Source organism: Rhodococcus aetherivorans (assembly GCF_011058165.1).
GTDB lineage: Bacteria > Actinomycetota > Actinomycetes > Mycobacteriales > Mycobacteriaceae > Rhodococcus > Rhodococcus aetherivorans.
The window spans coordinates 1-22042 of record NZ_JAALEG010000009.1 but is presented as its reverse complement, the minus strand read 5'-3'; the positions used below and the strand labels follow the sequence as shown (position 1 = coordinate 22042).

Genomic DNA, 22042 nt, shown 5'->3' with positions numbered 1-22042 from the left:
AACTAGATTGAGTCCGTGGCCCGATCCCGCCGACGACTCGATCCCGAACAGCGCCGCGCGCAGCTGCTCGACATCGGCGCGCGCCTGTTCGCCGAGCGCGCCTACGAGGACGTGTGGATCGAGGAGGTCGCCGAACTCGCCGGGGTCTCGCGCGGCCTGATGTACCACTACTTTCCGACCAAACGAGACTTCATGGCGGCGGTCGTCCAGCGCGAGTCCGACCGGCTGCTCGCCGTCACCGAACCGGATCCGCAGCTCACCGTCGCCGAGCGGATCATCGCGGGCCTCGACGCCTACCTCGACTACGTCGCGTCGCACCGGCAGGGCGTCGCGGCGGTCAACCGGGCCGCGGACTCCGCCGACGCCGGTATCCGCGCGATCGTCGACGCCGAACTCGGCGTTCAGCAGGAACGCATCCTCGACGCGCTCGCCCCGCCCGACGACGAACGCGAACTCGTCGCGGTGGCCGTGCAGGGATGGATCGCCCTCGTGCGCAGCGTGTGCGTCGACTGGCACGATCACCCCACGGTCACCGGGACGCAGCTGCGGGAGCTGTGCCTGAATGCGCTGCGCGGCATGCTCGGCGGTCGCCTCGGCTGAGGACCCGGGTTACCCTCGGTCCATGTGCCGGAACATCACGGAGCTGCGCGGGCTCGAGCCGGCAGCGACCGCCGAGGAGATCGAGGCCGCCGCCCGCCAGTACGTGCGCAAGGTCAGCGGCGTCCACAAACTGTCCGACGCCACCCGCGAACCGTTCGAGGAGGCCGTCGCCGAGGTCACGGCCGTCACCATGCGACTGCTCGACCGGCTCCCGCCGCGCCGGCAGCCGCCGCCGACGGTGCCGCCGCTGCGCCGGCCGGAGGTGCAGGCACGGATCGCGGCGCGCGGCTGAACGACGTCGCACCCCGAGTCCCGCGGCGGCCGTCAGCCGGGCGCGTGTGCCGCTCCCGCGGCGCGGGCGTGCACCCAGGCGACCACCTGGGTGCGGGATCCGACGCCCAGTTTGTCCAGGATGTGTTCGACGTGCCCGTCGACCGTCCGGTGCGAGATCACGAGCTGATCCGCGATCTCCCGGTTGCTGAGGCCCCGGGCGACGAGTTCGGCCACCTCCTCTTCCCTGCGGGTCAACGGGGAGGCGGTGGGTGACGCGGTCGCCGATCCGCCCGCGGGCGTCCCGAGAGCCGTGTCGACAGCCTGCTCGATGGCCGGGTGTGCCGGCGGTGTCGACAGGCGCGCATACTTCTTCGCTCCCAGCGACTGTCGGACCCGCTGTTCCCAGTGCGCCGAATCACCCGTGATATGGGGACCGAAGGCGGCGACGGACGTGCCGAGTCGCTGCCACACCGCCCTGGCCGCGCCGAAGAGCGTGGCGGACCGCTCGGTGTGACCGACGGCTTCCGCCGCCCAGGCGAGAAGTTCGATCGACAGGGCGGTGCAGATCTTGTCCTTGAAGTCGCGCTGGATGTGCAGGGCCTGTTCCGCGGCGTCGACGGCGTCGTCGATCCGGCCGAGGTGGAAGTAGGCCAGGCTCGAAACCCACAGGGCGTACGCCTTGTTCCACTGCTCGCCGTGTTCGTCCGCCACGTGGATCACGTGTGCACACGTGGCGAGTGCGTCGTCGAGCCGGCCGTCGTAGGTCTGGGCCATGGCCAGCTGGAACAAGGCGGTGAGGGTTGCTGCGCGATCGCCTCGGGTGCGATGAACGGCGATCGCCGCGTCGTAGAGATCGATCGCGTCGGTGGTTCGTCCGCAGAACAAGGCGTGCAGGGCAGCCCAGTGGTCGTGGTGCGCCTGCAACTCGGCATCTTCCAGTTCGGCTGCGATGGATCCGCATTCGGCAAGATGAAGTGCGGCTCCCTCCCGGTCCCCCTGGATCAGGGCCGTCCACGCGGTCACCCACAGGACGTGGCCCCGGTCGCGAGTGGACCGGGGCAGTCGTTGCAGAAGCCGCTCGAGCCGGGTGCGGCCGTGGGAGAGGTTGCCTCCCGCGATCCAGTGATACCGCAGCGCCACGGCGAGGGCGGCCGCGGCCGACAGGTCGCTGTCGTCCCGTAGCGACCAGTCGAGCGCGGCCATGAAGTTCGGATGGTCGATCCGCCACCGCGACAACAGTTCCGATTGTCTCGGCCCGTACCAGTCCGCCGCGTGACGTTGCGCCCGCTCGAGGTAGTGGTCTCGGTGCCGCCGGTACAGATCGTTCCGTCGTCCACCGGCGTCGAGCAGCTCGTGCCCGTACTCGCGCACGGTCATCAGCTGCGAGTAGCGGAAGGCCTCTGCGGAACGATCGACCGTGACAAGCGATTTCGACACCAAACCGTCGAGCAGATCCATCACCTGTTCCGGGGGAAGGTCTTCGTCCCCGCAGATCGACTCGGCGGCTTCGAGATCGAAGCTGCCGGGAAAGACCGACAGCCGCGCCCACAGCGTGCGCTCCGGTGCGGAGCACAGTTCGTAGCTCCAGTCGATCAGCGCCCGGAGCGTCTGCTGCCGGGGCACGGCCGCGCGGTTGCCGCCGGTGAGCAGGGCGAAGCGCCGGTCGAGCCGTTCGACGAGCTGGGCGGGGGACAGGGTCCGCAACCGGGTCGCGGCGAGTTCGATGGCCAGGGGGATGCCGTCGAACTGGATGCACAGCTGGGCGACGGCGTCGGCGTTGGCGTCGGTCATCCGGAATTCGGCGACCACACTCTGGGTGCGCTCGACGAGAAGCGTGACCGATTCGAACAGGGCCAGGTCGGCGGCGCGGTTGCCGGTCGATTCCGTCGGGGTGCTCAGCGGCGGCAGCACGTAGGTGAATTCGCCGCCGACGCCGAGCGGCTCCCGGCTCGTCGCCAGAACGCGCACCTCGGGTGCGCCGGTGAGGACCGTGGTGACGAACGCGGCCGCCGCGTCGAGCAGGTGCTCACAGTTGTCGACCACGATCAGCATGTGGCGGTCCCGCAGGTGATCGAGGATCTTGTCCCGCACGGGACGGGTGGACTGGTCGGTGACGCCGAGCGCCGCGGCCGCAGCCGACGGGAGCGCCTCGGGATCGCGGACCACGGCGAGGTCGACCCAGCAGAAGGCGTCGCGGAAGGCGCGGGCGGAGCGGAGGGCGATCTCCTCCGCCAGCCGGGTCTTGCCGACCCCGCCCGGACCGAGCAACGACAGGAGCCGGGCCTGTTGCAGGCGGGCCCGAGCCTCGTCGATCTCCCGGCGACGGCCGACGAAACTGGTCAGCGAGGGCGTCAGCCCTTTGGTGCGGGGCAGGGGGGACTCCATCTTCACGCTTCCCAGAGATAGTGGTCAGAACATACCCGAATGCGGTGTGACGCCCAACACAGGTATCGAAAGGGGTGATTTCCCCCGCGTGGGGGTGAGGTGACGCGGGTCATTGTCGTGGTCAGGCATCGAAGCGCCCCGGACGGGGCCGAACCCCTTTGATCGTGAGGAGCCCGCACCATGACCGAAACCGATTTCTCCGCTCCCGACGTCGACGTCGTCGTCGTGGGAGCCGGCTTCGCCGGCCTGTACGCCCTGCACAAGCTGCGCGACACGATGAACCTGGCGGTGCGGGTGTTCGAGGCCGGCGCCGACGTGGGCGGCACCTGGTACTGGAACCGCTACCCGGGCGCTCGCTGCGACATCGAGAGCATCCACTACTCGTACTCCTTCGACGAAGAGCTGCAGCAGGAGTGGCGGTGGAGCGAGAAGTTCGCCGGCCAGCCGGAGATCCTGCGGTACCTCGAGCACGTCGCCGACCGCTTCGACCTGCGCAGGGGGATCACCTTCGACACCCGGGTGATCGGGGTGCACTGGGACGACGAGAACTCGATGTGGACGGTGCACACCGATGACGGCCGCAGCGTGCGCAGCCGGTACTTCATCTCCGGCGCCGGCAACCTCTCGGTCCCCAAGACTCCCGAGTTCGGCGGCATCGAGAACTTCCGCGGCGAGGTCCTGCTCACCGGCAACTGGCCGCACGAGGGCGTGGACTTCGCAGGCAAGCGTGTCGCGGTCATCGGCGCCGGTGCCAGCGGCATCCAGGCGATCCCCCTGATCGCCGAGGAGGCGGCGGAGCTGATCGTCTTCCAGCGCACCCCCAACTTCGCCACCCCGCTGGGCAACGGGCCGCTCGACCCGGAGGTGGAGACCGAGGCCAAGCAGAACTACCGGAGTCTGCGCGACGCAGCCCGCAACCACTTCCTCGGCGTCCCGTTCGACCAGGTCCAGCCCTCGGCTTTGGCCGTCGACGCGCAGGAGCGCCGCCGGGTGTTCGACGAGCGCTGGAACGCCGGCGGGTTCCGGCTGTTCATCGACAGCTTCCAGGACATCCTGTTCGACAAGAAGGCCAACGACACCATCGCCGAGTACATCCGCGAACGCATCCGCGAGCGGGTGCAGGACCCGGCCAAGGCCGACAAGCTCGCACCCGAGGGCTACGCCTACGGCACCAAGCGTCCCCCGCTCGAGACGAACTACTACGAGGCCTACAACCGCGAGAGCGTGCACATCGTCGATGTGAAGGACACTCCGATCGACGAGATCACCGCCACCGGGGTCCGGGTGGGGGAGCGCACGTACGAGGTGGACACCGTCGTGCTGGCCACCGGCTTCGACGCCATGACCGGGCCGCTGCTGGCGATGGACATCCGCGGCCGCGGCGGACAGACGCTGGCCGAGAAATGGGCCCACGGGCCGCGGACATACCTCGGCATCATGATCCACGGGTTCCCGAACCTGTTCACCATCACCGGGCCGCAGTCGCCGTCGGTGCTCTACAACATGCCGCTGGCCATCGAGGACCACGTCGACTTCGCCACCGACGCGATCGACTATCTGCGCGCACACGACCTCGACGTGATCGAGCCGACCGCGCAGGCCGAGACCGACTGGCTGCACCTGACCAACGAGATCGCCGGGCAAACCCTCCTGCCGCAGACGAACTCCTGGTACATGGGCGCCAACATCCCCGGCAAGCCGAGGGCCTGCATGGTCTACCTCGGCGGTGCCCCGACCTACCGGCAGACCTGCGCCGAGGTCGTCGCCGGCGGCTACACCGGCTTCGACACGACGAGTTCGCGCGCGGTGGTCGCGACCGCCGTCTCCTGACCCCACCGTCCATTCCCCGGAAGGAAATGCCATGGCACTCGACCACCACGTCGAGCAACTGCTCGCGGGACTGCAGGCGCAAGGACTGAAATCGTTCGAGAACATGTCCGTCGACGAAGCCCGCGCGGTCGTGTCGACGTTCACCGGCTTGCAGGCCCCGTCCGAACCGGTCGCCCGGATCGAAGACCTCCACTATGTCAGCGACACCACCGAGCTTCCGCTCCGGATCCACCTTCCCGAAGGGACCGGTCCGCGCCCGGTGGTGCTCTACTTCCACGGCGGTGGGTTCGTCGCCGGTGATCTCGAGGTGGTCGACGAACCCGCCCGGGCACTCGCGAACGAGACGGGAACGGTCGTCGTGACCGCCGCCTACCGCCGGGCCCCCGAACATCGGTTTCCGGCGGCCGCCGACGACGCCTGGGCCGCGCTGAACTGGGTCGCCGCGCACATCGCCGAGCACGGCGGGGACCCGGGCAACATAGTGGTGATGGGCGACAGCGCCGGGGGGAATCTGGCGGCCGTCACCGCGCTGCGCTCGCGAGACCAGGGAGGGCCGGCCCTTCGCGGACAGGTGCTGATCTACCCGGTGATCGACCCGAACGCTCAGCTGCCGTCCCGAATCGACTACGCCGACGGCTACCTCATCACCGCCGCGGCCCTGGACTGGTTCTGGGAGCAGTACCTGTCCGCACCGGAGGACGCCGACAACCCGTATGCCGTCCCCACCCGGGCGGACCGCGTGGACGGACTCCCGCCGGCCCTCATCCTCACGACGGAGAACGAGGTCACCCGCGACGAGGCCGAACAGTACGGCGCTCGGCTGCGCGCCGAGGGCGTGGACGTCCGTACCGTCCGATTCGACGGGCTGGTGCACGGCGTGTACTGGATGTCCGGCGCGGTTCCCCGCAGCCGCGAGTTGCGCGCCGCCGTCGCCGATTTCGTCAAGAGCGTCGTCGCCCCCACGTCGGCGGCCTGACGGTCTACCGCCCGGCGGACGTGATGTCGTCCGCCGGGCGCGATGGACGTGCGAACCGGTCGGCTGCCCCGGTGACCGTGTCGGTGCCGGATGTCAGGATGCCGGCATGGACGAACGACCGGTGTTGGTTCTCGGTTCCACGGGCACCGTCGGGCGACGGGTCACCCGGCAGTTGCGCGAACGCGGGCACGCGGTCCGTGCCGGCTCCCGCTCGGGCGACGTGCCGTTCGACTGGTTCGATCCGCACACCTGGAAACCCGCGGTGTCCGGTGCCGGGGCGGTGTTCGTCATGGCGCCCGACGGCGTGCCGGTCGCGGACGGATTCGTCGATATGGCTGTCGCCGAGGGGATTTCGCGGTTCGTCCTGCTGTCGAGCAAGGCGGTCGACGTGATGGGCGACGAGCGGCTGCTGGCCGCCGAGCGTGCCGTCACGTCGTCCGGCGCGGAGTGGACCGTGGTGCGCCCCGACTGGTTCGACCAGAACTTCGACGAGGGTTTCCTGCGCGCTGCCGTGCTCGCGGGCGAGATCGTCCTGCCCCTGGGTGACATGCGTCAGGCGTTCAACGACGCCGGGGACATCGCCGCCGTCGCCGTCGCCGCGCTCACCGGGGACGGCCACGCCGGCCGGACCTACGAGCTGAGCGGGCCGGACGCGCTGTCGTTCGGCGAGGCCGCGGCCGTGATCGCCTGCGCATCGGGGCGCGAGGTCCGTTACCGCGGTGAGCCGGACGCCTACCTCGAGACGATGACCGGCCTCGGCCTGGACCGGGCGCAGGTGCTCGCCGAGATCGAGGCCTTCGAGGCCCTGCGGGCGACCGGCGACGCGACCCCGAACGACGTTGTCGCCGAGGTGGCGGGCCGGCCGCCCGTGTCCTTCGAGACCTACGTGCGCGCCGCGGCGGAACGCGGGGCCTGGGCCTGACCGCGCAGCGCGGCCACGGCGTCGATCCGCTCCACGGCCTCGGCGACGATCCGGTCGATCAGCTCCCGGCAGCTCGGCAGGTCGTCGAGCATGCCGACGACCTGCCCGGAGGCCAGCACACCGGCGTCGGTGTTGCCCTCCACGAGCCCGGCCTTGAGCAGCATGGGGGTGTTGGCCGCCATGATGATCTGCTGCCACGTGCGGTCGCTCGCCCGCTTCATCGCGATGCCGTCCTTGACGAGCGTCGACCACTTCATCCCGGTCATGGCCTTGAACTTCGCCGCGTTCCTCGCGGCGGCGACCAGGCCTTTCGCGTAGCTGCCGCGCTCGAGGCTGTCGACGAGGTCGGTGTTGAGCACACGGTGCGGCATGCCGTCGACCTTGAGGGAGACCGTGGTGTCCTGCAGGCCCCGCCTCAGGTACTCCTGCTTCACCGAGTCGGGCACGGCGCTGTCGCTGGTGAGCAGGAACCGGGTGCCCATGGCGACGCCGGCCGCCCCGTAGGCGAGCGCCGCGGCGAGCCCGCGCCCGTCGAAGAATCCGCCGGCCGCAACGACCGGGATGTCGACCGCGTCGAGCACGCTCGGCAGCAGCAGCGTCGTGGCCACCGGCCCGGTGTGCCCACCGCCCTCGCCGCCTTGCACGATCACCGCGTCGGCCCCCCACGAGGCGACCTTCACCGCGTGCTTCGCGGCGCCGATGGACGGGATCACCACGATGCCGTGGTCCTTGAGCTTGGCGATCAGTTCCTTCCTGGGCGCGAGGGCGAAGGACGCGACCTTGACGTTCTCACGGATGAGCAGGTCGATGCGCTGGGCGGCGTCCGACGCGTCGGCCCGGATGTTCACGCCGAAAGGCTTGTCCGTCGCCGCCTTCGTCTTCGCGACGGCGGCCTCGAGTTCCTCGTACGTCATCGTCGCCGAGGCCAGGATGCCGAGACCGCCCGCGTTGGAGGTCGCCGCGGTCAGGCGCGGGCCGGACACCCAGCCCATCCCCGTCTGGACGATCGGGTGCTCGATGCCGACGAGGTCGGTCAGTGCCGTCGTCAGGCGCGGGCTCATACCGCCACCTCCCGATCCCGCAGGCCGCGCGGATCGAGGACCTCGCGGATCAGGCGCAGCTCCTCGGCGGTGGGCTCGCGGGTCACGCCCGCCTCGTCGAGGCCGGCCACCTCGAAGGAGGTGTTCTCCGCGACCTGCTCCGCCGTGACCCCCGGGTGCAGGGCCAGTGCCCGCATCGTGTGGCCGGGACCGCCGAAGTCGAACGACCCGAGATTGGTGACCACCCGGTGCAGGTGCAGGTACTTGAAGGCCGGGTTGGCCGGGTCCACCCTGTCGTAGCCGACGCCCGAGACGATGTCGACCTTGTCGCAGAACGCGCGCGTGTTGTGCTTGCCGACCCAGTAGCTCGTCGGGTGGTTGATGGTGTTGCCGGGGGCGCCCCGCACGCCGAACATCTGCCGGGTGGGGTGCTGCAGCGGGCCGAACGCGGAGAGATTCTGGTTGCCGTGCCGGTCGATCTGGTTGGCGCCCATCACCACGTGGCGGCGGCCGGAGGCGACGACGTCGAACACCTTGCGGAACGGCATCCAGCCCTCGATCGGGCCCTTCGCGCCGAGTGCGGGAGTGTCCGCGAGGATCAGCGCCTCCCCGTCGGTGATGAGCAGGTCCGGTTCGGTGGTCAGCCGGGCGAGGCGGGCGCCGATCAGCGGCAGCGTCGCCATCGGGCTGGCCATGATTTCGCCTGCCCCGGCGAAGATCTCGGCGCATGCGATGGCGCAGTACTCGGCCCGGGTCACCGTGCCCGTCGTCGCCGGGGTGGTCGTGTCGGTCATGCCTGCTCCTCGGTGAAAGTCTTGACGGCGGCTCGGTAGTCGTCCTCGCTGCCGGAGAGGAACCGGTCGACGAACGCCTGCCAGGTCTGCGGGTCCTTCGCGGCCTCGGCGTAGTGGCGCTGGAATTTCTCGTCGCGGCCGTAGCTGTCGCCGGCGAGGGTGAAGTGGGCGCCGTCCGGTGCCTCCACGACCCCGTCGACCATCATGCGGTTGAGGATGATCGACTGCAGCGGAACGGACTTGACGAGTTCCTCGGTCTCGACGATGCGCTCGACCGAGACGTACCGCTTCTCCGCCGCCAGGCAGTACAGGTCGTCGAAGTAGGGGTCGACGCCGGTGTAGGCGGCGTTGCCGTGCGCGTCGCCGATGTTCAGATGTACCAGGGCGGCATCGAGATTCAGTGCCGGCATCGCGATCAGTGTCTCGGGCGTGCCGGACGCGTCGGGGTACGGGGAGGTGACGGTCCGCAATTCACCCTCCCAGAAGTCCGGGACGGCGGAACCGAGTCCCGCCCGGATCGGCAGGAACGGCAACCGGGCGGCGGCCGCCTCGAGGCCGCACTTGACCATGCCCTCGTCCATCTCCCGCGCGACGATCTCCCCGTTCGTGCGCGCCTTGGCGAACCACGGGTCGTAGAAGGGGGCCGAGTCGAGGGAGACGAACCCGTAGTACGCCTTCTTCACCTTCCCGGCCGAGCACAGCAGCCCCAGGTCCGGGCCGCCGTAGGTCACGACGGTCAGGTCCTTCACGTCCGAGCGCAGGATCGCGCGGACGAGCGCCATCGGCTTGCGCCGCGACCCCCAGCCCCCGATGCCGATCGTCATGCCGCTGCGCAGCTCGCCGACCACGTCGTCGAGCGACATCCTCTTGTCACGCATGGTGTTTCTCGTCTCCTGGTCAGTGGTTGGCGCGCGGCTTGCCGGTGGCGACGAACTCGTCGCGGTGCTCGTCCGCGATGCCGGCGAGGTTGAGTTCGAAGGTGAAGCCCTGCTCGAAGCGGTAGCTCTCCTTCACGTCCACCGGGTCGATGCCGTTGATGGCTTCCTTGGCGCACCGGATGACGCGGGTGTCCTTCGCCGCGATCTTCTCGGCGATCTCGCGGGCAGTGGCGTCGAGGTCGGCGCGCGGGACGACCTTGTACACCGAGCCGAAGTGCTCGAGCTGCTGGGCCGTGACGTTCTGCGCCGTGTAGTAGAGGGTGCGCATCATGTGCTGCGGCACCAGCCGGGCCAGGTGCGTGGCGGCGCCGAGAGCGCCGCGATCGACCTCGGGCAGGCCGAAGACGGCGTCGTCGGAGGCGACGATGACGTCGGCGTTGCCGACCAGGCCGATGCCGCCGCCGACGCAGAAGCCGTTCACGGCGACCACGACGGGGACGGCGCAGTCGTAGACGGCGCCGAAGGCGGCGGCGCAGCCCCGGTTGGCGGCGATGAGGGCGCCGTGGCCGTCGGTGGCCTGCATCTCCTTGATGTCGACGCCGGCATTGAAGCCGCGGCCCTCCGCGCGCAGGATCACCACGTGCGTGGCCGGATCCTTGCCCGCGGTGAGGACCGCGTCGGCCAGTTCGAACCAGCCCTGGGAGGGGATGGCGTTCACAGGCGGGTAGTCGACGGTGACCGTTGTGATGCCCGCGCCGTCGGTGGTCGAGGTGATGCCCATGGCAGGTTCCTAACGTCTGTACCGAACCAAGCGATTGCTTGGTAAGTTAGCACATGCGGGGCGCAGACCCCAGGGAGCGGAATCGTGGAGGCGGGGCGAGTATGTCGCCCGGATTCCCCGACAACGACATCTATTCGAGGAGAAGACAAGTGAGTGGACTGGTCAACGGGCGCGTCGTGATCGTCACCGGCGCGGGGCGCGGCATCGGGCGGGCCCACGCGCTGGCCTTCGCGGCCGAGGGCGCGAAGGTCGTGGTCAACGACATCGGGGCCGGCGCGGACGGTTCGGCGACGGGGGAGAGCCCCGCCGAGCAGGTCGTCGCGGAGATCCGGGCGGCGGGCGGCGAGGCCGTCGTCAACGGCGACGACGTGGCCGACTGGACCGGCGCGGAGAACCTGGTGCAGACGGCCCTGGACACCTTCGGACGGCTCGACGTCCTGGTCAACAATGCGGGATTCCTGCGGGACCGCATGCTCGCCAACATGAGCGAGGAGGAGTGGGACGCCGTGATCCGGGTGCACCTCAAGGGTCACTTCGCCCCGATGCGGCACGCGATGGCGTACTGGCGCGGGGAGGCGAAGGCCGGCAACCCGGTCGACGCGCGGATCGTCAACACCAGCTCGGGCGCCGGCCTGATGGGCAGCATCGGCCAGGGCAACTATGCCGCGGCGAAGGCCGGGATCGCGGCCCTCACGATCCAGGCGGCCGCCGAGTTCGCCCGGTACGGCGTCACCGTCAACGCGATCGCGCCGGCCGCCCGGACCCGCATGACCGTGGGCGCGGGGGGCGCGATGGCCGAGTCGATGGCCGCCCCGGAACAGGGCTTCGACGCGATGGCCCCGGAAAACGTCTCACCGCTGGTGGTGTGGCTCGGCAGCGCCGAGTCGAAGGACGTCACGGGCCGGGTCTTCGAGGTGGAGGGCGGCAGGGTTTCCGTCGCCGACGGCTGGCGGCACGGTGAGGCGATCGACAAGGGCGAGCGCTGGGATCCGAAGGAACTCGGCCCGGTGGTGGAGAAGCTGATCGCGCGCAGCGAGCCCCCCACCCCCGTCTACGGGGCGTAGGCAGCGAAGCTGCCGGTGCGTCCTTTGGGCGGTGGGAACGACCCGAAGGACGCACCGGCGGCGCAGCCGCCTACGCGGGCGAGCGGACGATGATGGTGGTGCCGGGGAAGTACGCGGCCAGCTCGGTGCGGGCGTGCTTGAGGGTCGCGGTGCCGTAGCCCTGCTTGCGCAGCTCGGGGTGGACCCAGATCGCGACGTCGACCTCATGGCCCTGCAGCTCGCCGAACGCGAAGCCGACCGGCTTGGGTTCGGTGCCGGACAGGTCCTCGGCGACCAGCCACACCGCGGACTCGTCGTCGATGCGCGACAGGCCGGCGGCGCGCTCCTGCTCGACCTGCGCCGCACCGGCGTCGCCGAGCTGCTCCTCGCACCGGACGCGGAACAGCTCGCGGTCCGGCTCGCTGTCGCTGAACTGACGCAGCCGGAAATGGGCGCCGGTGGCGTAGGGACGCTCGGCGGGCGTCCACTTGAGCACCGCGTCGAGGTCGTCGAGCTCCTCCCGGATCTTCTTGCGCTCCGCCTTGGTCAGCCGCCGGAACGGAAGGTTGAGCACCGCTTCGGCGCAGAACTCGTCCGTGTCGAGCAGCCGCGCGACGGTCGCGACGGCCTCGGCCCTGTCGTTGCTCTCGACGATGGCATCGAGGACCTCGTGCCGGCGTTCGAGCGCGCGCAGCAGTGCCGCCGCGATCTCCCGCTTGTCGAGTACCTGATCGTGGTTCGCGGTTGTCATCGGGTGACATCCCTTCTCGAGAGCAGCTCGACCGGGCACCCCACTGGTTCGTGCCCGGTCGTGCCGGCTCCCGCGAGGGTCACTCGCACACCACCACCGGGATGACCCGATCCGTCCAGGACTGATAATTGTCGAAATCCGCGTACATTGCCACCAGCCGCGGCCAGTAGTGCGACCGCTCCTCGGGCGTCGCCGCCCGTGCCGTCATCTGCCGCACCCGGGACTTCACCTGCACGGTCACCCGCGGATCGGCCTGGATGTTGCGGAACCACAGCGGGTGCTCGGGCAGGCCGCCCTGGGACGCGACGAGCACCACCCGCTCGTCGTCCTCGAGGAACAGCAGCGGAACGGTCCGCGGCCGTCCCGTCTTCCGGCCCGTGGTGGTCAGCAGGCAGACGGGGATGCCCCACGGAAAGGCGCTGCCCACCCGCCACTTTCCCCCGATCCGGCCGCCGGTGGCCTGATAGGCCGCCACGTTGGCGCGCGACATCCACTTGATGATCGGCACGGTCCACTTCGAGTCGAGACCCTTCGGCGCGGCGGGCCCCTTCATGTCAGATCCGCTCGATGATCGTGCCGGTGGCCAGCGCGCCGCCCGCGCACATGGTGATCAGCGCGGTGGCGCCGTCGCGCCGCTCGAGCTCGTGCAGCGCGGTGGTGATCAGCCGCGAGCCGGTCGAGCCGACGGGGTGGCCGAGCGCGATCGCGCCGCCGTTCACGTTGACCTTGTCCATGTCGGGCTCGTGCACCCGCGCCCACGACAGCAGCACCGACGCGAACGCCTCGTTGACCTCGAACAGATCCAGGTCGCCGATCGTCATGCCGGACTTCTCGAGGACGCGGCTCGTCGCCTGCACCGGGCCGTCGAGATGGAACTCGGGCTCGGCGCCGACGAGGGCCTGCGAGACGATCCGGGCCCGCGGCTTCAGGCCGAGCGCCGCGGCGCGGTCGGAGTCCATGAGCAGCACCGCAGCAGCGCCGTCGGAGATCTGCGACGAGGTGCCGGCGGTGTGGATGCCACCGTCGAGGACCGGCTTCAGCTTCGCGAGCGATTCCGTGGTCGTCTCGCGCAGGCCCTGGTCGCGGGCGACGGTCTGCTTCTCGCCGGTGAGGGTGCCCTCCTTGTCGACGACGGGCGCGACGACGGGCAGCACCTCGCGGTCGAAGCGGCCCTCGTCCCACGCCTGCTTGGCCAGCGCCTGCGACCGGACGCCGAGCGCGTCGACGTCCTCGCGGGTGATGCCGCGACGGCGGGCGATGCGCTCGGCCGCCTCGAACTGGTTGGGCAGGTCGATGTTCCACGACTCGGGCCGCCGCGGGCCGGCGAGGTCGCCGACGTTCGCGCCGAGCGGCACCTGCGACATCGCCTCGATACCGCAGGCGATGCCGACGTCGATGGCGCCGGTGGCGATGAGTCCGGCGATCAGGTGGTTGGCCTGCTGGGCCGATCCGCACTGGCAGTCGACCGTGGTGGCGCCGACCTGCCACGGCAGGCCGGCGTGCAGCCACGCGGTGCGGGTGATGTTGTTGGACTGCGCGCCGGCCTGGGTGACGCACCCGCCGATCACCTGCTCGACGAGGGCGGGATCGAGGCCCGCGCGCTCGATCAGTCCGCTCTGTGCGGCTCCGAGAAGCTCGGCAGCATGCAGGCCGGCGAGCCAGCCGCCGCGCTTGCCGATCGGGGTGCGTGCCGCCTCGACGATGACTGGTGTGCCCACGGTGGGCTCCTTTCTGGTGCTTGTCCTCGCAAAGTAGAACAGGTTTCCGGGGCGGGCAAGGCATGGTCCGAATGATCGGGACTTGGCGATTCCTTGGCCTCCGGGCCACCCTGTGCTTGAATGCTTTTAGAACGTGTTCCACATCACGACACGGTGCACTCGTCAGGGCAGGAGAGAAATCAGTGGCGCAGCCCAACATCCCCGAAGACATCGACTTCACCGATCCGGATCTCTACGCCGAGCGGATGCCGTTCGAGGAGTTCGCCGAGCTGCGTAGGACGGCCCCCGTCTGGTGGAACAAGAAATCCCCGGACGTCGGCGGATTCCACGACGAAGGATTCTGGGTCGTGTCCCGGCACGAGGAGGTCCGTGAGGTCTCCCGCCGGAGCGACGTGTTCTCCAACTGGGAGAACACCGCGATCCCGCGGTTCAACGACGACATCCCGCGCGAGGCCATCGAACTGCAGCGCCACGTCCTGCTCAACAAGGACGCGCCCGAGCACACCAAGCTGCGCAAGCTCGTCGCCCGCGGTTTCACCCCGCGCGCGATCAACGGCCTTCGCGACGAGCTGAACGCCCGCGCGAAGAAGATCGTCGAGGAGGCCTGCCGGGCCGGCGGGGGCGACTTCGTCACCCAGGTCGCCGCGGAGCTGCCGCTGCAGGCCATCGCCGAACTCATCGGCGTCCCGCAGGAGGACCGCGACAAGATCTTCGAGTGGTCGAATCAGATGACCGGCTACGACGACCCGGACAACACCGCCGACCCGGCGGCCGCGTCGATGGAGGTCCTCGGCTACGCGTACCAGATGGCCGCCGCCCGCAAGGAGTGCCCGGCCGACGACATCGTCACCACCCTGATCGAAGCCGACATCGACGGTGACGAGCTCTCGCCCGAGGAATTCGGCTTCTTCTTCATCGTGCTCGCCGTCGCCGGCAACGAGACCACCCGCAACGCGATCACGCACGGGATGGCGGCGTTCCTCGACAACCCGGAGCAGTGGGAGATCTTCAAGCGGGACCGGCCGAAGACCGCGGCCGACGAGATCATCCGCTGGGCCACGCCGGTCACGTCGTTCCAGCGCACCGCGCTCGAGGACACCGAGCTCGGCGGCCGGACGATCCGCAAGGGCGACCGCGTCGTGATGCTGTACGCGTCGGCGAACAACGACGAAGAGGTGTTCGAGAACCCCCGCACCTTCGATATCCTGCGAGATCCCAACCCGCACCTCGCCTTCGGCGGTACCGGTGCGCACTACTGCCTCGGCGCGAACCTGGCGCGGATGGAGATCGACCTCGTGTTCAACGCGATCGCCGACTACATGCCCGACATCACCAAGATCGCCGACCCGAAGCGGCTGCGCTCCGGCTGGCTCAACGGCATCAAGGAGTTCCGGGTGGACTACAAGACGCAGGGCGGCTGCCCGGTCGAGCACTGACCCGGGTGGGGCGGCGCCGAGAGATCGGGAATCCCCCGGCGCCGCCGCGCTTTCCGTGTGAGCGGGGCTGCGGGAGCCGGCGGCATGGGTGCACCCCGCCGAAATTGGGGGTGAGGGCGGGGTGCTCGCCCACAGTATTCGGCCGCCGAGGCGCCCCCGGATTTCGGTCCTACTGGCCGGGACCTGTTTGCGCGACCGCCGCCGTGCCGGGTCCGGCCTGCGCGGGCCGAACAGCGGGACTCGGCGCCGAGCCCCGAGAGAACCCGCGCAGCAGGGGCCGTGCCTGTTGTTCCACCCAGTGAGACGTCTCCTCCCGCGCGCCGCGGTTGCGGAAATAGTGTCACGTGCTCCTGGAACGGAATCGGCGAAAGGCATCGAACATGGTGGAATGGGCGGAAGAATGCGACGTCCTCGTCGTCGGATCGGGCGCCGGCGGCTGCTGTGGCGCCTACACCGCTGCCCGCGAGGGACTGTCCGTCGTCCTGGTCGAGGCCTCCGAGTACTTCGGCGGCACCACCGCATATTCCGGCGGCGGCGGGGTCTGGTTCCCCACCAATGCGGTGCTGCGACGTGCCGGTGACGACGACACCATCGACGACGCCCTGACCTACTATCACGCGGTCGTCGGCGACCGCACCCCCCGCGACCTGCAGGACGCCTATGTGCGCGGCGGCGCTCCCCTGATCGACTATCTCGAGGCCGACGAGGACATCGAGTTCACCGCCTACCCGTGGCCGGACTACTTCGGCAAGGCTCCCAAGGCCAGCGCGAAGGGCCGTCACATCGCGCCGACCCCGCGGTCCGTCGTCGACGACCCGGAACTCAACGAGTCCGTCCGCGGGCCGCTGGGTCGCGAGCGCAACGGGGATCCGTTGCCGGACAAGCTGATCGGCGGACGTGCCCTCATCGGCCGGTTCCTGCTCGCCATGCGCAAGTACCCGAACGTGCAGTTGCATCGGAACACCGCGCTCGAGGAACTCGTCGTCGAGGACGGCGCCGTGGTCGGCGCGATCGTCTCCCACGGCGACCAGCGGCGGGCGGTGCGGGCCCGCAAGGGCGTCGTGCTCGCCGCCGGCGGATTCGACCACAACGACGAGATGCGCGCGCAGTACGGCGTTCCCGGCGCGGCCCGCGATTCGATGGGTCCGTGGTCCAACCTCGGCAAGGCCCACCAGGCGGCCATCGCGATCGGTGCCGACGTCGACCTGATGAGCGAGGCGTGGTGGTCGCCGGGGCTGACCCACCCCGACGGGCGCTCGGCCTTCGCGCTGTGCTTCACCGGCGGCATCTTCGTCGACCAGGACGGCAACCGCTTCACCAACGAGTACGCGCCCTACGACCGGCTCGGCCGCGACATCATCGCCCGGATGGACAAGGGTGAGATGACGCTGCCGTTCTGGATGATCTACGACGACCGGGGCGGCGTCGTGCCGCCGATCGCGGCGACGAACGTGCCGCTCGTGGAGACCGAGAAGTACGAGGCGGCGGGACTGTGGACGACCGCCGACACGCTCGCCGAACTCGCCGACCTGATCGGGGTGCCGGCCGAGGCGCTCGAGGCGACCGTCGCGCGGTTCAACCGCCTCGCCGCCACCGGCGTCGACGAGGACTTCGGCCGCGGGGACGAGCCCTACGACGTGGCGTTCACCGGCGGCGGTCCGGCGCTGAGCCCGATCGAGAAGGGGCCGTTCCACGCCGCGCAGTTCGGCATCTCGGACCTCGGCACCAAGGGCGGACTGCGCACCGACACGGTCGGCCGCGTGCTCGACGGCGCCGGGAGGCCCATCGCCGGGCTGTACGCGGCGGGCAACACGATGGCCGCCCCGAGCGGCACCGTCTATCCCGGCGGTGGCAACCCGATCGGCACCAGCGCGTTGTTCGCCCACCTGGCGGTCCGGCACATGGCCGGAGCATAGGAACGCCGCGACTCGTCCGGTCCCGCTCAGTGGGTCCTGCGTCACACTCGGAGCACTTCGTCCGTACGGTTCACATCGACGAACCGTAGGAGTTTTCATGAGCACATCGTTGGCACCCGAACGGGCACCCTCGACCCGCGCCGAACGCCGCTACGAGCGGACCCGACCCGTGGGGGCGGTGGTGGCGATCCTCATCGCCGTCGAGGTCATCAGCGCATTCGAGACGTCGATGATGTACGCGGCCCTGCCGACGTTCGCTCGCGTCTTCGAAGCCGACGCATCCGCGGTCGGATGGAGCGTGACGGCGTTTCTGCTGGTGGCGGCCGCCTCGGCGGCGGTGTGCGGCCGGCTCGGAGACATGTACGGCCGCGAACGGGTGCTGATGGTGGTGCTGGCCTGTGCCGCGACGGGATCCGTCGTGAGCATGGCGTTCGGGACCCTCGAGGCCATCATCGCCGGCCGGGCGATCCAGGGTGTGGCCGGAGCGATCCTGCCGCTGTGCATCGGCCTGGCCCGCGAACACCTGCCGGCCGAGCGCGTCCCCATGGCGGTCGCGCTGATCTCCGGGTCGGCCGTCGCGGCCGGCGCGGCCTCCCTGCTGGTCGCCGGCGTCCTCATCGACCTGGGCGACTGGCGGTACATCTTCGTCGTCGCCGCCGGCTACGCGCTCGTCTGTCTCTTCCTGGTCGAGGCCGTGCTGCCGTGGCGGCGCCGCACCGCTCGGCGGCAACCGATCGACGTCGTCGGCGCGGTCGGCCTGGCGGTGTCGGTGGCGTCCGTCCTGTTCGGTCTGACCCAGAGCCGCTCCTGGGGCTGGAGCGACGCCCGCGTGCTGGGTCCGATCGTCCTCGGCGCCGCGGTGTTCGCCTGCTGGGTGTGGTGGGAACTGGGCCGGACGTCTCCGATCGTGAACCTGCGCCTGCTCGCCGAGCGCAACGTCGCCCTGACGATGCTCGCCGGGGTCGCACTCGGCGTCGGACCGATCGGCGTCGGGACGATGATCATCCCGATCATCATGCAGAGCCCGGCCACCGCGCCGTTCGGCCTGGGGCTCTCGCCGACCTACGCCGGAACGCTGTCGTTCGTCGGCGCGATGATCGGCATGGCATTCACCCCGGTCGCGGGCAGGATCGCCGCCGCCGTGGGGGCGCGGACGTCGTTGCTCCTAGGCAGCGTGATGTTCCTCGTCGCGTGTGCCGGGTTCTTCTTCTTCCGCGCATCGGTGATCGGCATGACGCTGCTGGTCGTGGCCGTGTCGGTGGCGACGGCGTTCGCGTACACGGCGCTGCCGAACCTGCTCGTCGAGTCCGTCCCGGAGCACAACACCAGCGAGATGGCCGGCAGCCAGACGGTGCTGCGCACCGCGGCGTCGGCGGTGGGCACCTCGCTCGCCTCGCTCCTGCTCGCGTCCCTGGTGCTGCCCGGGACGGCGACGCCGACAGTGGCCGCGCTCGGGGCCGTCTGCGCGATGCTGGTCCTCTCCTGCGCCGTGACGATCGGGCTGGGTTCGGCGATCAGGTATCGGCGGGCGTGATTCCCGGCCCGTCCAGCAGCGTCAGATCGTCGGGGACGTCGATGTCCCCGGGATCGGCGAGGCGCGTGCAGTCCAGCCGTCGCACCCGGTCGCGGTTGCGGGTGAGGAATCGCCGGGCTCCCTCGTCGCCGACGGCCTCGCGGGCCGCCGCCTCGGCGTCGCGGCGGTCGAACACCACGGGATGCCCGGGGCGGTCCCCGAACACCGCCAGGGTGATCGTGCCCGGGCGGTGCGCGAGGAGTACGGTGCGGACGAGTTCGGCGGTGATGCCGGGGAAGTCGACGACCGTCAGCGCGATCACGTCGTGGCCGGTCGTGGCGTCCACCCCGCACCGCAGCGACGTCGACATCCCCTCGGCCCAGCGCGGATTGACGACGGAGCGGACGCCGGGCGGACACGCGGCGACGACGTCGTCGGCGTAGGCGCCGGCGACCACCGTGACCTCGTCGCAGCCGCCGTCGGCGAGCGCGGCCACCACGGTGTGCAACAGGGGGCGGCCGCGGTGGGGGAGCAGCGCTTTCGCGCGCCCGCCCAGCCGCGTGCCGCCCCCTGCCGCGAGGACGATCCCGGCGACGGTCATGGCTGGACTCTAGCCGCGTGCTTCCTCGGTTGCGGGACGAACCGTCGCCATGGCCCGCTCGACCTCCCAGAAGGCGCGCAGCGACGCGATCCGGCCCGCGTCGTCGACACGGTAGACGAACACCCCCTCGGCGTCGATCACGTTGCCGCCGAGGGTCGTGCGGATGGTGCCGATGTTGACGCACTCGTCGCCGCACACCAGCACGTCGTCGACGAGGAACTCGAGCTTGTCGGTGTTCGCGATGGTCATGTCGTAGAACCGCGAGATCGCCTCGCGGCCGTGATGGCCCTTGCCCTCCGGATCGAATCCGGACGGACCGACCGGGTCCTCGACGACACCGTTCTCGGCGAACAACGCGAGCCACTCGTCCTTGCGTTTACCGCTTGCCGCCGCCTGCGACGCCCGCGCGGCGACCCGGGCCGGGTGTTCCTCGCTCATGCCGATGCCTTTCCGCGGATGTACCTGTCGGCGAAACGGTGCAGGGACTCCTGCTTCGCCTCGAGGGGACTGTCGAAGCCGTGCCCGTCGAAGATCCACGGCACCACGATGATGTCGGTGACGCCGGCATCCTCGAGCTCGGCGTACCCGGCACGGCCGAACCGGTCCACGCACACCGCCTGGATCTCGAACGGATCGTCGGCGCGGCCGTGTTCGGCGCGCAGCTCCCGCAGCCGGGCGATCACCTGCACGAGGTCGTCGAACCGGATCATCGCCGAGGTCCAGCCGTCGCCCACGCGCGCCGCCCGGCGCAGCGCCACGTCGGTGTGGCCGCCGATGTAGAACGGCACGGGTTCGGTGGGGGCGGGGCTCATCTGCAGCCGGTCGAAGTCGAAGAATTCGCCGTGGTGCTCGACCATGCCGCCGCCGAGGATGAGCTTGATGACGTCGATCATCTCGTCCACCCGCTTGCCGCGCCGCGCGTACGGCACCCCGCACCACTCGAACTCCTCCGGGGCCCAGCCGATTCCCACTCCGAAGCCGAAGCGGTTACCGGTGAGGTTGGCCACCGAGCCGACCTGGCGCGCCAGCAGCACCGGGTTGCGCGAGCCGAGCTTGAGGACCTGGGTGTAGAACCGGAGTGTCGACGTGACCGCCCCCATCGCGGCCGCGGCGATCAGTGGGTCCGCCCAGGGCGTGTCCTCGGTCCACATCCGCGACCCGTCGGGGGTGTACGGGTAGTCGACGGTCTGCTTCTCCATGTAGAACAGGGAGTCGGGCAGCGCGATCGACCGGAACCCGCACTCCTCGGCGGTGCGGGCGAGGCCGGTGAGCTGGTCGAGGGGCGTCATCGCGACGCCGACGGTGAAGTCCACCACGGTCCGTGCCTATCGTTCCGGTCGGTCCGAGCCGACGACCCACATCGAGAAGTACTGCGAGCCGCCGCCGTACGCGTGCCCGAGTGCCTTGCGTGCGCCGTCGACCTGATGCTCCCCGGCGCGCTGCATCACCTGCATCGCGGCCTCGGCGAACCGGATCATGCCGGAGGCGCCGATCGGGTTGGAGGACAGCACACCGCCGGACATGTTGACCGGCAGCTGACCGCCGATGGCCGTCTCCCCGGCCTCGGTGAGCTTCCAACCGGAGCCCTCCGGGGTGAAGCCGAGGTTCTCGAGCCACATCGGCTCGAACCACGAGAACGGGACGTAGATCTCGGCGCAGTCGATCTCGGTGAGCGGGTCGGTGATACCCGCGGCCTGCCACAGCGCCGCCGCGGCCATCCGGCCTGCCTCGGGGTTGACCTGGTCGCGTCCCGCATACGTGGTCGGCTCGGTCCGCATCGCGGTGGCGTGGATCCACGCGACCCTCCGGCCCTGCGCCTCGACCGCCGCGGCCGAGTCCTCGTCGCCGATCACGACGGCGCACGCGCCGTCCGACGACGGGCACGTCTCGTCGTAGCGGATCGGATCCCACAGCATCTGCGACGCCTGCACCGACTCGAGCGTGATGTTCGGCTGCTTGAGGTGCGCGTACGGGTTCTTCGCGCCGTTGAGCCGGTCCTTCACGGCGACCATCGCGCCGATGTGCTCGGGTGCGCCCGATCGGCGGATGTAGGAGCGCACGTGCGGGGCGAAGTAGCCGCCGGCGCCGGCGCCGACCGGCATGGTGAACGGCACCGGGGTGGACAGCGCCCACATCGCGTTCGACTCGGACTGCTTCTCCCACGCCACGGCCAGCACCCGCCGGTGCACGCCGGCCTGCACGAGGCTGGCGGCGACATTGGCGGTGGACCCGCCGACCGAACCGGCGGTGTGGACCCGCAGCATCGGCTTGCCGGTGGCGCCGATCGCGTCGACCATGGTCAGTTCGGGCATCATCACGCCCTCGAACAGGTCGGGGGCCTTGCCGATCACGACCGCGTCGATGTCGTCCCAGCCGACGTCCGAGTCGGCCAGGGCGCGGTCGATCGCCTCGCGCACGAGGCCGGACATGGACACGTCGTGCCGTTTGGCGACGTAGTGGGTCTGCCCCGTGCCGAGGACAGCCGCGAGTTGCTTGGCCATGTCAGTTACGTCCCTCCAGAACGGCTACCAGATTCTGTTGCAGCACAGGACCGCTCGTCGCGTGTGCGAGGGCCCGCCCGGCCC

21 protein-coding genes are annotated in these 22042 nt (G+C 70.2%); 9 read left to right on the top strand and 12 right to left on the bottom strand.

Annotated features, from left to right (window positions below):
• Positions 1 to 15 precede the first annotated feature (15 nt).
• Positions 16 to 600, top strand: coding sequence for a TetR/AcrR family transcriptional regulator (locus G6039_RS05845; protein WP_029540975.1), 585 nt, complete (start codon positions 16 to 18; stop codon positions 598 to 600).
• Positions 601 to 622: 22 nt separating this feature from the next.
• Complete coding sequence (locus G6039_RS05840; protein WP_006937792.1) at positions 623 to 892, top strand: DUF2277 family protein; 270 nt, start codon at positions 623 to 625, stop codon at positions 890 to 892.
• Between the two features lie 32 nt (positions 893 to 924).
• Here G6039_RS05840 and G6039_RS05835 read toward each other — a convergent pair whose 3' ends face one another.
• On the bottom strand, positions 925 to 3258 hold the full coding sequence (locus G6039_RS05835) for an ATP-binding protein (RefSeq protein ID WP_174824747.1): 2334 nt from the start codon (positions 3256 to 3258) through the stop codon (positions 925 to 927).
• Positions 3259 to 3438: 180 nt separating this feature from the next.
• Here G6039_RS05835 and G6039_RS05830 point away from each other — a divergent pair, with 180 nt between their 5' ends.
• The 3 genes from G6039_RS05830 (at position 3439) to G6039_RS05820 (ending at position 6986) form a co-directional block, all read left to right on the top strand.
• Positions 3439 to 5088, top strand: a complete 1650-nt coding sequence (locus G6039_RS05830; RefSeq protein WP_006937797.1) for a flavin-containing monooxygenase — start codon at positions 3439 to 3441, stop codon at positions 5086 to 5088.
• Positions 5089 to 5119: 31 nt separating this feature from the next.
• A complete protein-coding gene (locus G6039_RS05825) occupies positions 5120 to 6064 on the top strand; it encodes an alpha/beta hydrolase (RefSeq protein WP_029540987.1) in 945 nt (314 codons plus the stop codon).
• A 106-nt stretch (positions 6065 to 6170) separates the two neighbouring features.
• Positions 6171 to 6986, top strand: a complete 816-nt coding sequence (locus G6039_RS05820; protein WP_043797501.1) for an NAD(P)H-binding protein — start codon at positions 6171 to 6173, stop codon at positions 6984 to 6986.
• Here the strand turns inward: G6039_RS05820 and G6039_RS05815 are convergent.
• From G6039_RS05815 to echA20, 4 genes are read right to left on the bottom strand one after another with little or no spacing between them, the layout of a single operon-like run.
• Complete coding sequence (locus G6039_RS05815; RefSeq protein ID WP_006937803.1) at positions 6947 to 8047, bottom strand: NAD(P)H-dependent flavin oxidoreductase; 1101 nt, start codon at positions 8045 to 8047, stop codon at positions 6947 to 6949. The genes G6039_RS05820 and G6039_RS05815 overlap by 40 nt on opposite strands.
• Positions 8044 to 8820 (bottom strand): cholesterol ring-cleaving hydrolase subunit IpdB, encoded by a 777-nt coding sequence (gene ipdB, locus G6039_RS05810; protein ID WP_006937804.1) that lies wholly within the window; start codon positions 8818 to 8820, stop codon positions 8044 to 8046. Before ipdB ends, G6039_RS05815 begins: the two co-directional genes overlap by 4 nt.
• Positions 8817 to 9698 carry a cholesterol ring-cleaving hydrolase subunit IpdA gene (ipdA, locus tag G6039_RS05805; protein WP_006937805.1) on the bottom strand — a complete coding sequence of 294 codons (882 nt, stop codon included), beginning with the start codon at positions 9696 to 9698 and terminating at the stop codon, positions 8817 to 8819. The genes ipdB and ipdA overlap by 4 nt, the downstream gene beginning before the upstream one ends.
• Positions 9699 to 9717: 19 nt before the next feature.
• Positions 9718 to 10479 carry a (7aS)-7a-methyl-1,5-dioxo-2,3,5,6,7,7a-hexahydro-1H-indene-carboxyl-CoA hydrolase gene (gene echA20, locus G6039_RS05800; protein ID WP_006937806.1) on the bottom strand — a complete coding sequence of 254 codons (762 nt, stop codon included), beginning with the start codon at positions 10477 to 10479 and terminating at the stop codon, positions 9718 to 9720.
• Positions 10480 to 10628: 149 nt separating this feature from the next.
• Between echA20 and G6039_RS05795 the strand changes: the two genes are divergently transcribed.
• On the top strand, positions 10629 to 11543 hold the full coding sequence (locus tag G6039_RS05795; RefSeq protein ID WP_043797498.1) for an SDR family oxidoreductase: 915 nt from the start codon (positions 10629 to 10631) through the stop codon (positions 11541 to 11543).
• Between the two features lie 70 nt (positions 11544 to 11613).
• Here G6039_RS05795 and G6039_RS05790 read toward each other — a convergent pair whose 3' ends face one another.
• The 3 genes from G6039_RS05790 to G6039_RS05780 form a co-directional block, all read right to left on the bottom strand.
• Positions 11614 to 12273, bottom strand: a complete 660-nt coding sequence (locus tag G6039_RS05790; protein WP_043797497.1) for a GNAT family N-acetyltransferase — start codon at positions 12271 to 12273, stop codon at positions 11614 to 11616.
• Between the two features lie 79 nt (positions 12274 to 12352).
• Positions 12353 to 12826, bottom strand: coding sequence for a nitroreductase family deazaflavin-dependent oxidoreductase (locus tag G6039_RS05785; protein ID WP_043797494.1), 474 nt, complete (start codon positions 12824 to 12826; stop codon positions 12353 to 12355).
• Position 12827: 1 nt separating this feature from the next.
• A complete protein-coding gene (locus G6039_RS05780; RefSeq protein WP_043797491.1) occupies positions 12828 to 13991 on the bottom strand; it encodes a steroid 3-ketoacyl-CoA thiolase in 1164 nt (387 codons plus the stop codon).
• A gap of 182 nt (positions 13992 to 14173) precedes the next feature.
• On the opposite strand from G6039_RS05780, the gene G6039_RS05775 reads away from it, so the two are divergent.
• The 3 genes from G6039_RS05775 (at position 14174) to G6039_RS05765 (ending at position 18877) form a co-directional block, all read left to right on the top strand.
• The gene (locus G6039_RS05775) at positions 14174 to 15427 is read left to right on the top strand and encodes a cytochrome P450 (protein WP_006937811.1); all 1254 of its coding nucleotides are present in this window, start codon (positions 14174 to 14176) and stop codon (positions 15425 to 15427) included.
• A 344-nt stretch (positions 15428 to 15771) separates the two neighbouring features.
• Complete coding sequence (locus tag G6039_RS05770) at positions 15772 to 17343, top strand: FAD-binding protein (RefSeq protein WP_006937813.1); 1572 nt, start codon at positions 15772 to 15774, stop codon at positions 17341 to 17343.
• Between the two features lie 97 nt (positions 17344 to 17440).
• Positions 17441 to 18877: an MFS transporter gene (locus tag G6039_RS05765; RefSeq protein WP_006937814.1), complete on the top strand. Its 1437-nt coding sequence runs from the start codon at positions 17441 to 17443 to the stop codon at positions 18875 to 18877.
• Here the strand turns inward: G6039_RS05765 and G6039_RS05760 are convergent.
• The 4 genes from G6039_RS05760 to G6039_RS05745 are packed head-to-tail and all read right to left on the bottom strand — an operon-like array spanning position 18858 to position 21958.
• Entirely contained in the window at positions 18858 to 19457 is a 600-nt protein-coding gene (locus G6039_RS05760) for a nucleotidyltransferase family protein (protein ID WP_043797485.1), read from the bottom strand. The two genes, G6039_RS05765 and G6039_RS05760, sit on opposite strands and share 20 nt — an antisense overlap.
• 9 nt (positions 19458 to 19466) lie before the next feature.
• Complete coding sequence (locus tag G6039_RS05755; protein ID WP_006937821.1) at positions 19467 to 19895, bottom strand: nuclear transport factor 2 family protein; 429 nt, start codon at positions 19893 to 19895, stop codon at positions 19467 to 19469.
• Positions 19892 to 20770, bottom strand: coding sequence for a TIGR03619 family F420-dependent LLM class oxidoreductase (locus G6039_RS05750; RefSeq protein WP_043797484.1), 879 nt, complete (start codon positions 20768 to 20770; stop codon positions 19892 to 19894). The genes G6039_RS05755 and G6039_RS05750 overlap by 4 nt, the downstream gene beginning before the upstream one ends.
• A 12-nt stretch (positions 20771 to 20782) precedes the next feature.
• Complete coding sequence (locus G6039_RS05745; protein ID WP_006937825.1) at positions 20783 to 21958, bottom strand: thiolase domain-containing protein; 1176 nt, start codon at positions 21956 to 21958, stop codon at positions 20783 to 20785.
• Between the last annotated feature and the right edge of the window lie 84 nt (positions 21959 to 22042).

Excerpts from the sequence above, each read along its gene's own strand:
- G6039_RS05840 (WP_006937792.1), top strand. The coding sequence starts at position 623 with ATGTGCCGGAACATCACGGAGCTGCGCGGGCTCGAGCCGGCAGCGACC.
- G6039_RS05835 (WP_174824747.1), bottom strand. The coding sequence starts at position 3,258 with ATGGAGTCCCCCCTGCCCCGCACCAAAGGGCTGACGCCCTCGCTGACC.
- G6039_RS05830 (WP_006937797.1), top strand. The coding sequence starts at position 3,439 with ATGACCGAAACCGATTTCTCCGCTCCCGACGTCGACGTCGTCGTCGTG.
- G6039_RS05825 (WP_029540987.1), top strand. The coding sequence starts at position 5,120 with ATGGCACTCGACCACCACGTCGAGCAACTGCTCGCGGGACTGCAGGCG.
- G6039_RS05820 (WP_043797501.1), top strand. The coding sequence starts at position 6,171 with ATGGACGAACGACCGGTGTTGGTTCTCGGTTCCACGGGCACCGTCGGG.
- G6039_RS05815 (WP_006937803.1), bottom strand. The coding sequence starts at position 8,047 with ATGAGCCCGCGCCTGACGACGGCACTGACCGACCTCGTCGGCATCGAG.
- ipdB (WP_006937804.1), bottom strand. The coding sequence starts at position 8,820 with ATGACCGACACGACCACCCCGGCGACGACGGGCACGGTGACCCGGGCC.
- ipdA (WP_006937805.1), bottom strand. The coding sequence starts at position 9,698 with ATGCGTGACAAGAGGATGTCGCTCGACGACGTGGTCGGCGAGCTGCGC.
- echA20 (WP_006937806.1), bottom strand. The coding sequence starts at position 10,479 with ATGGGCATCACCTCGACCACCGACGGCGCGGGCATCACAACGGTCACC.
- G6039_RS05790 (WP_043797497.1), bottom strand. The coding sequence starts at position 12,273 with ATGACAACCGCGAACCACGATCAGGTACTCGACAAGCGGGAGATCGCG.
- G6039_RS05785 (WP_043797494.1), bottom strand. The coding sequence starts at position 12,826 with ATGAAGGGGCCCGCCGCGCCGAAGGGTCTCGACTCGAAGTGGACCGTG.
- G6039_RS05765 (WP_006937814.1), top strand. The coding sequence starts at position 17,441 with ATGAGCACATCGTTGGCACCCGAACGGGCACCCTCGACCCGCGCCGAA.
- G6039_RS05760 (WP_043797485.1), bottom strand. The coding sequence starts at position 19,457 with ATGACCGTCGCCGGGATCGTCCTCGCGGCAGGGGGCGGCACGCGGCTG.
- G6039_RS05755 (WP_006937821.1), bottom strand. The coding sequence starts at position 19,895 with ATGAGCGAGGAACACCCGGCCCGGGTCGCCGCGCGGGCGTCGCAGGCG.
- G6039_RS05745 (WP_006937825.1), bottom strand. The coding sequence starts at position 21,958 with ATGGCCAAGCAACTCGCGGCTGTCCTCGGCACGGGGCAGACCCACTAC.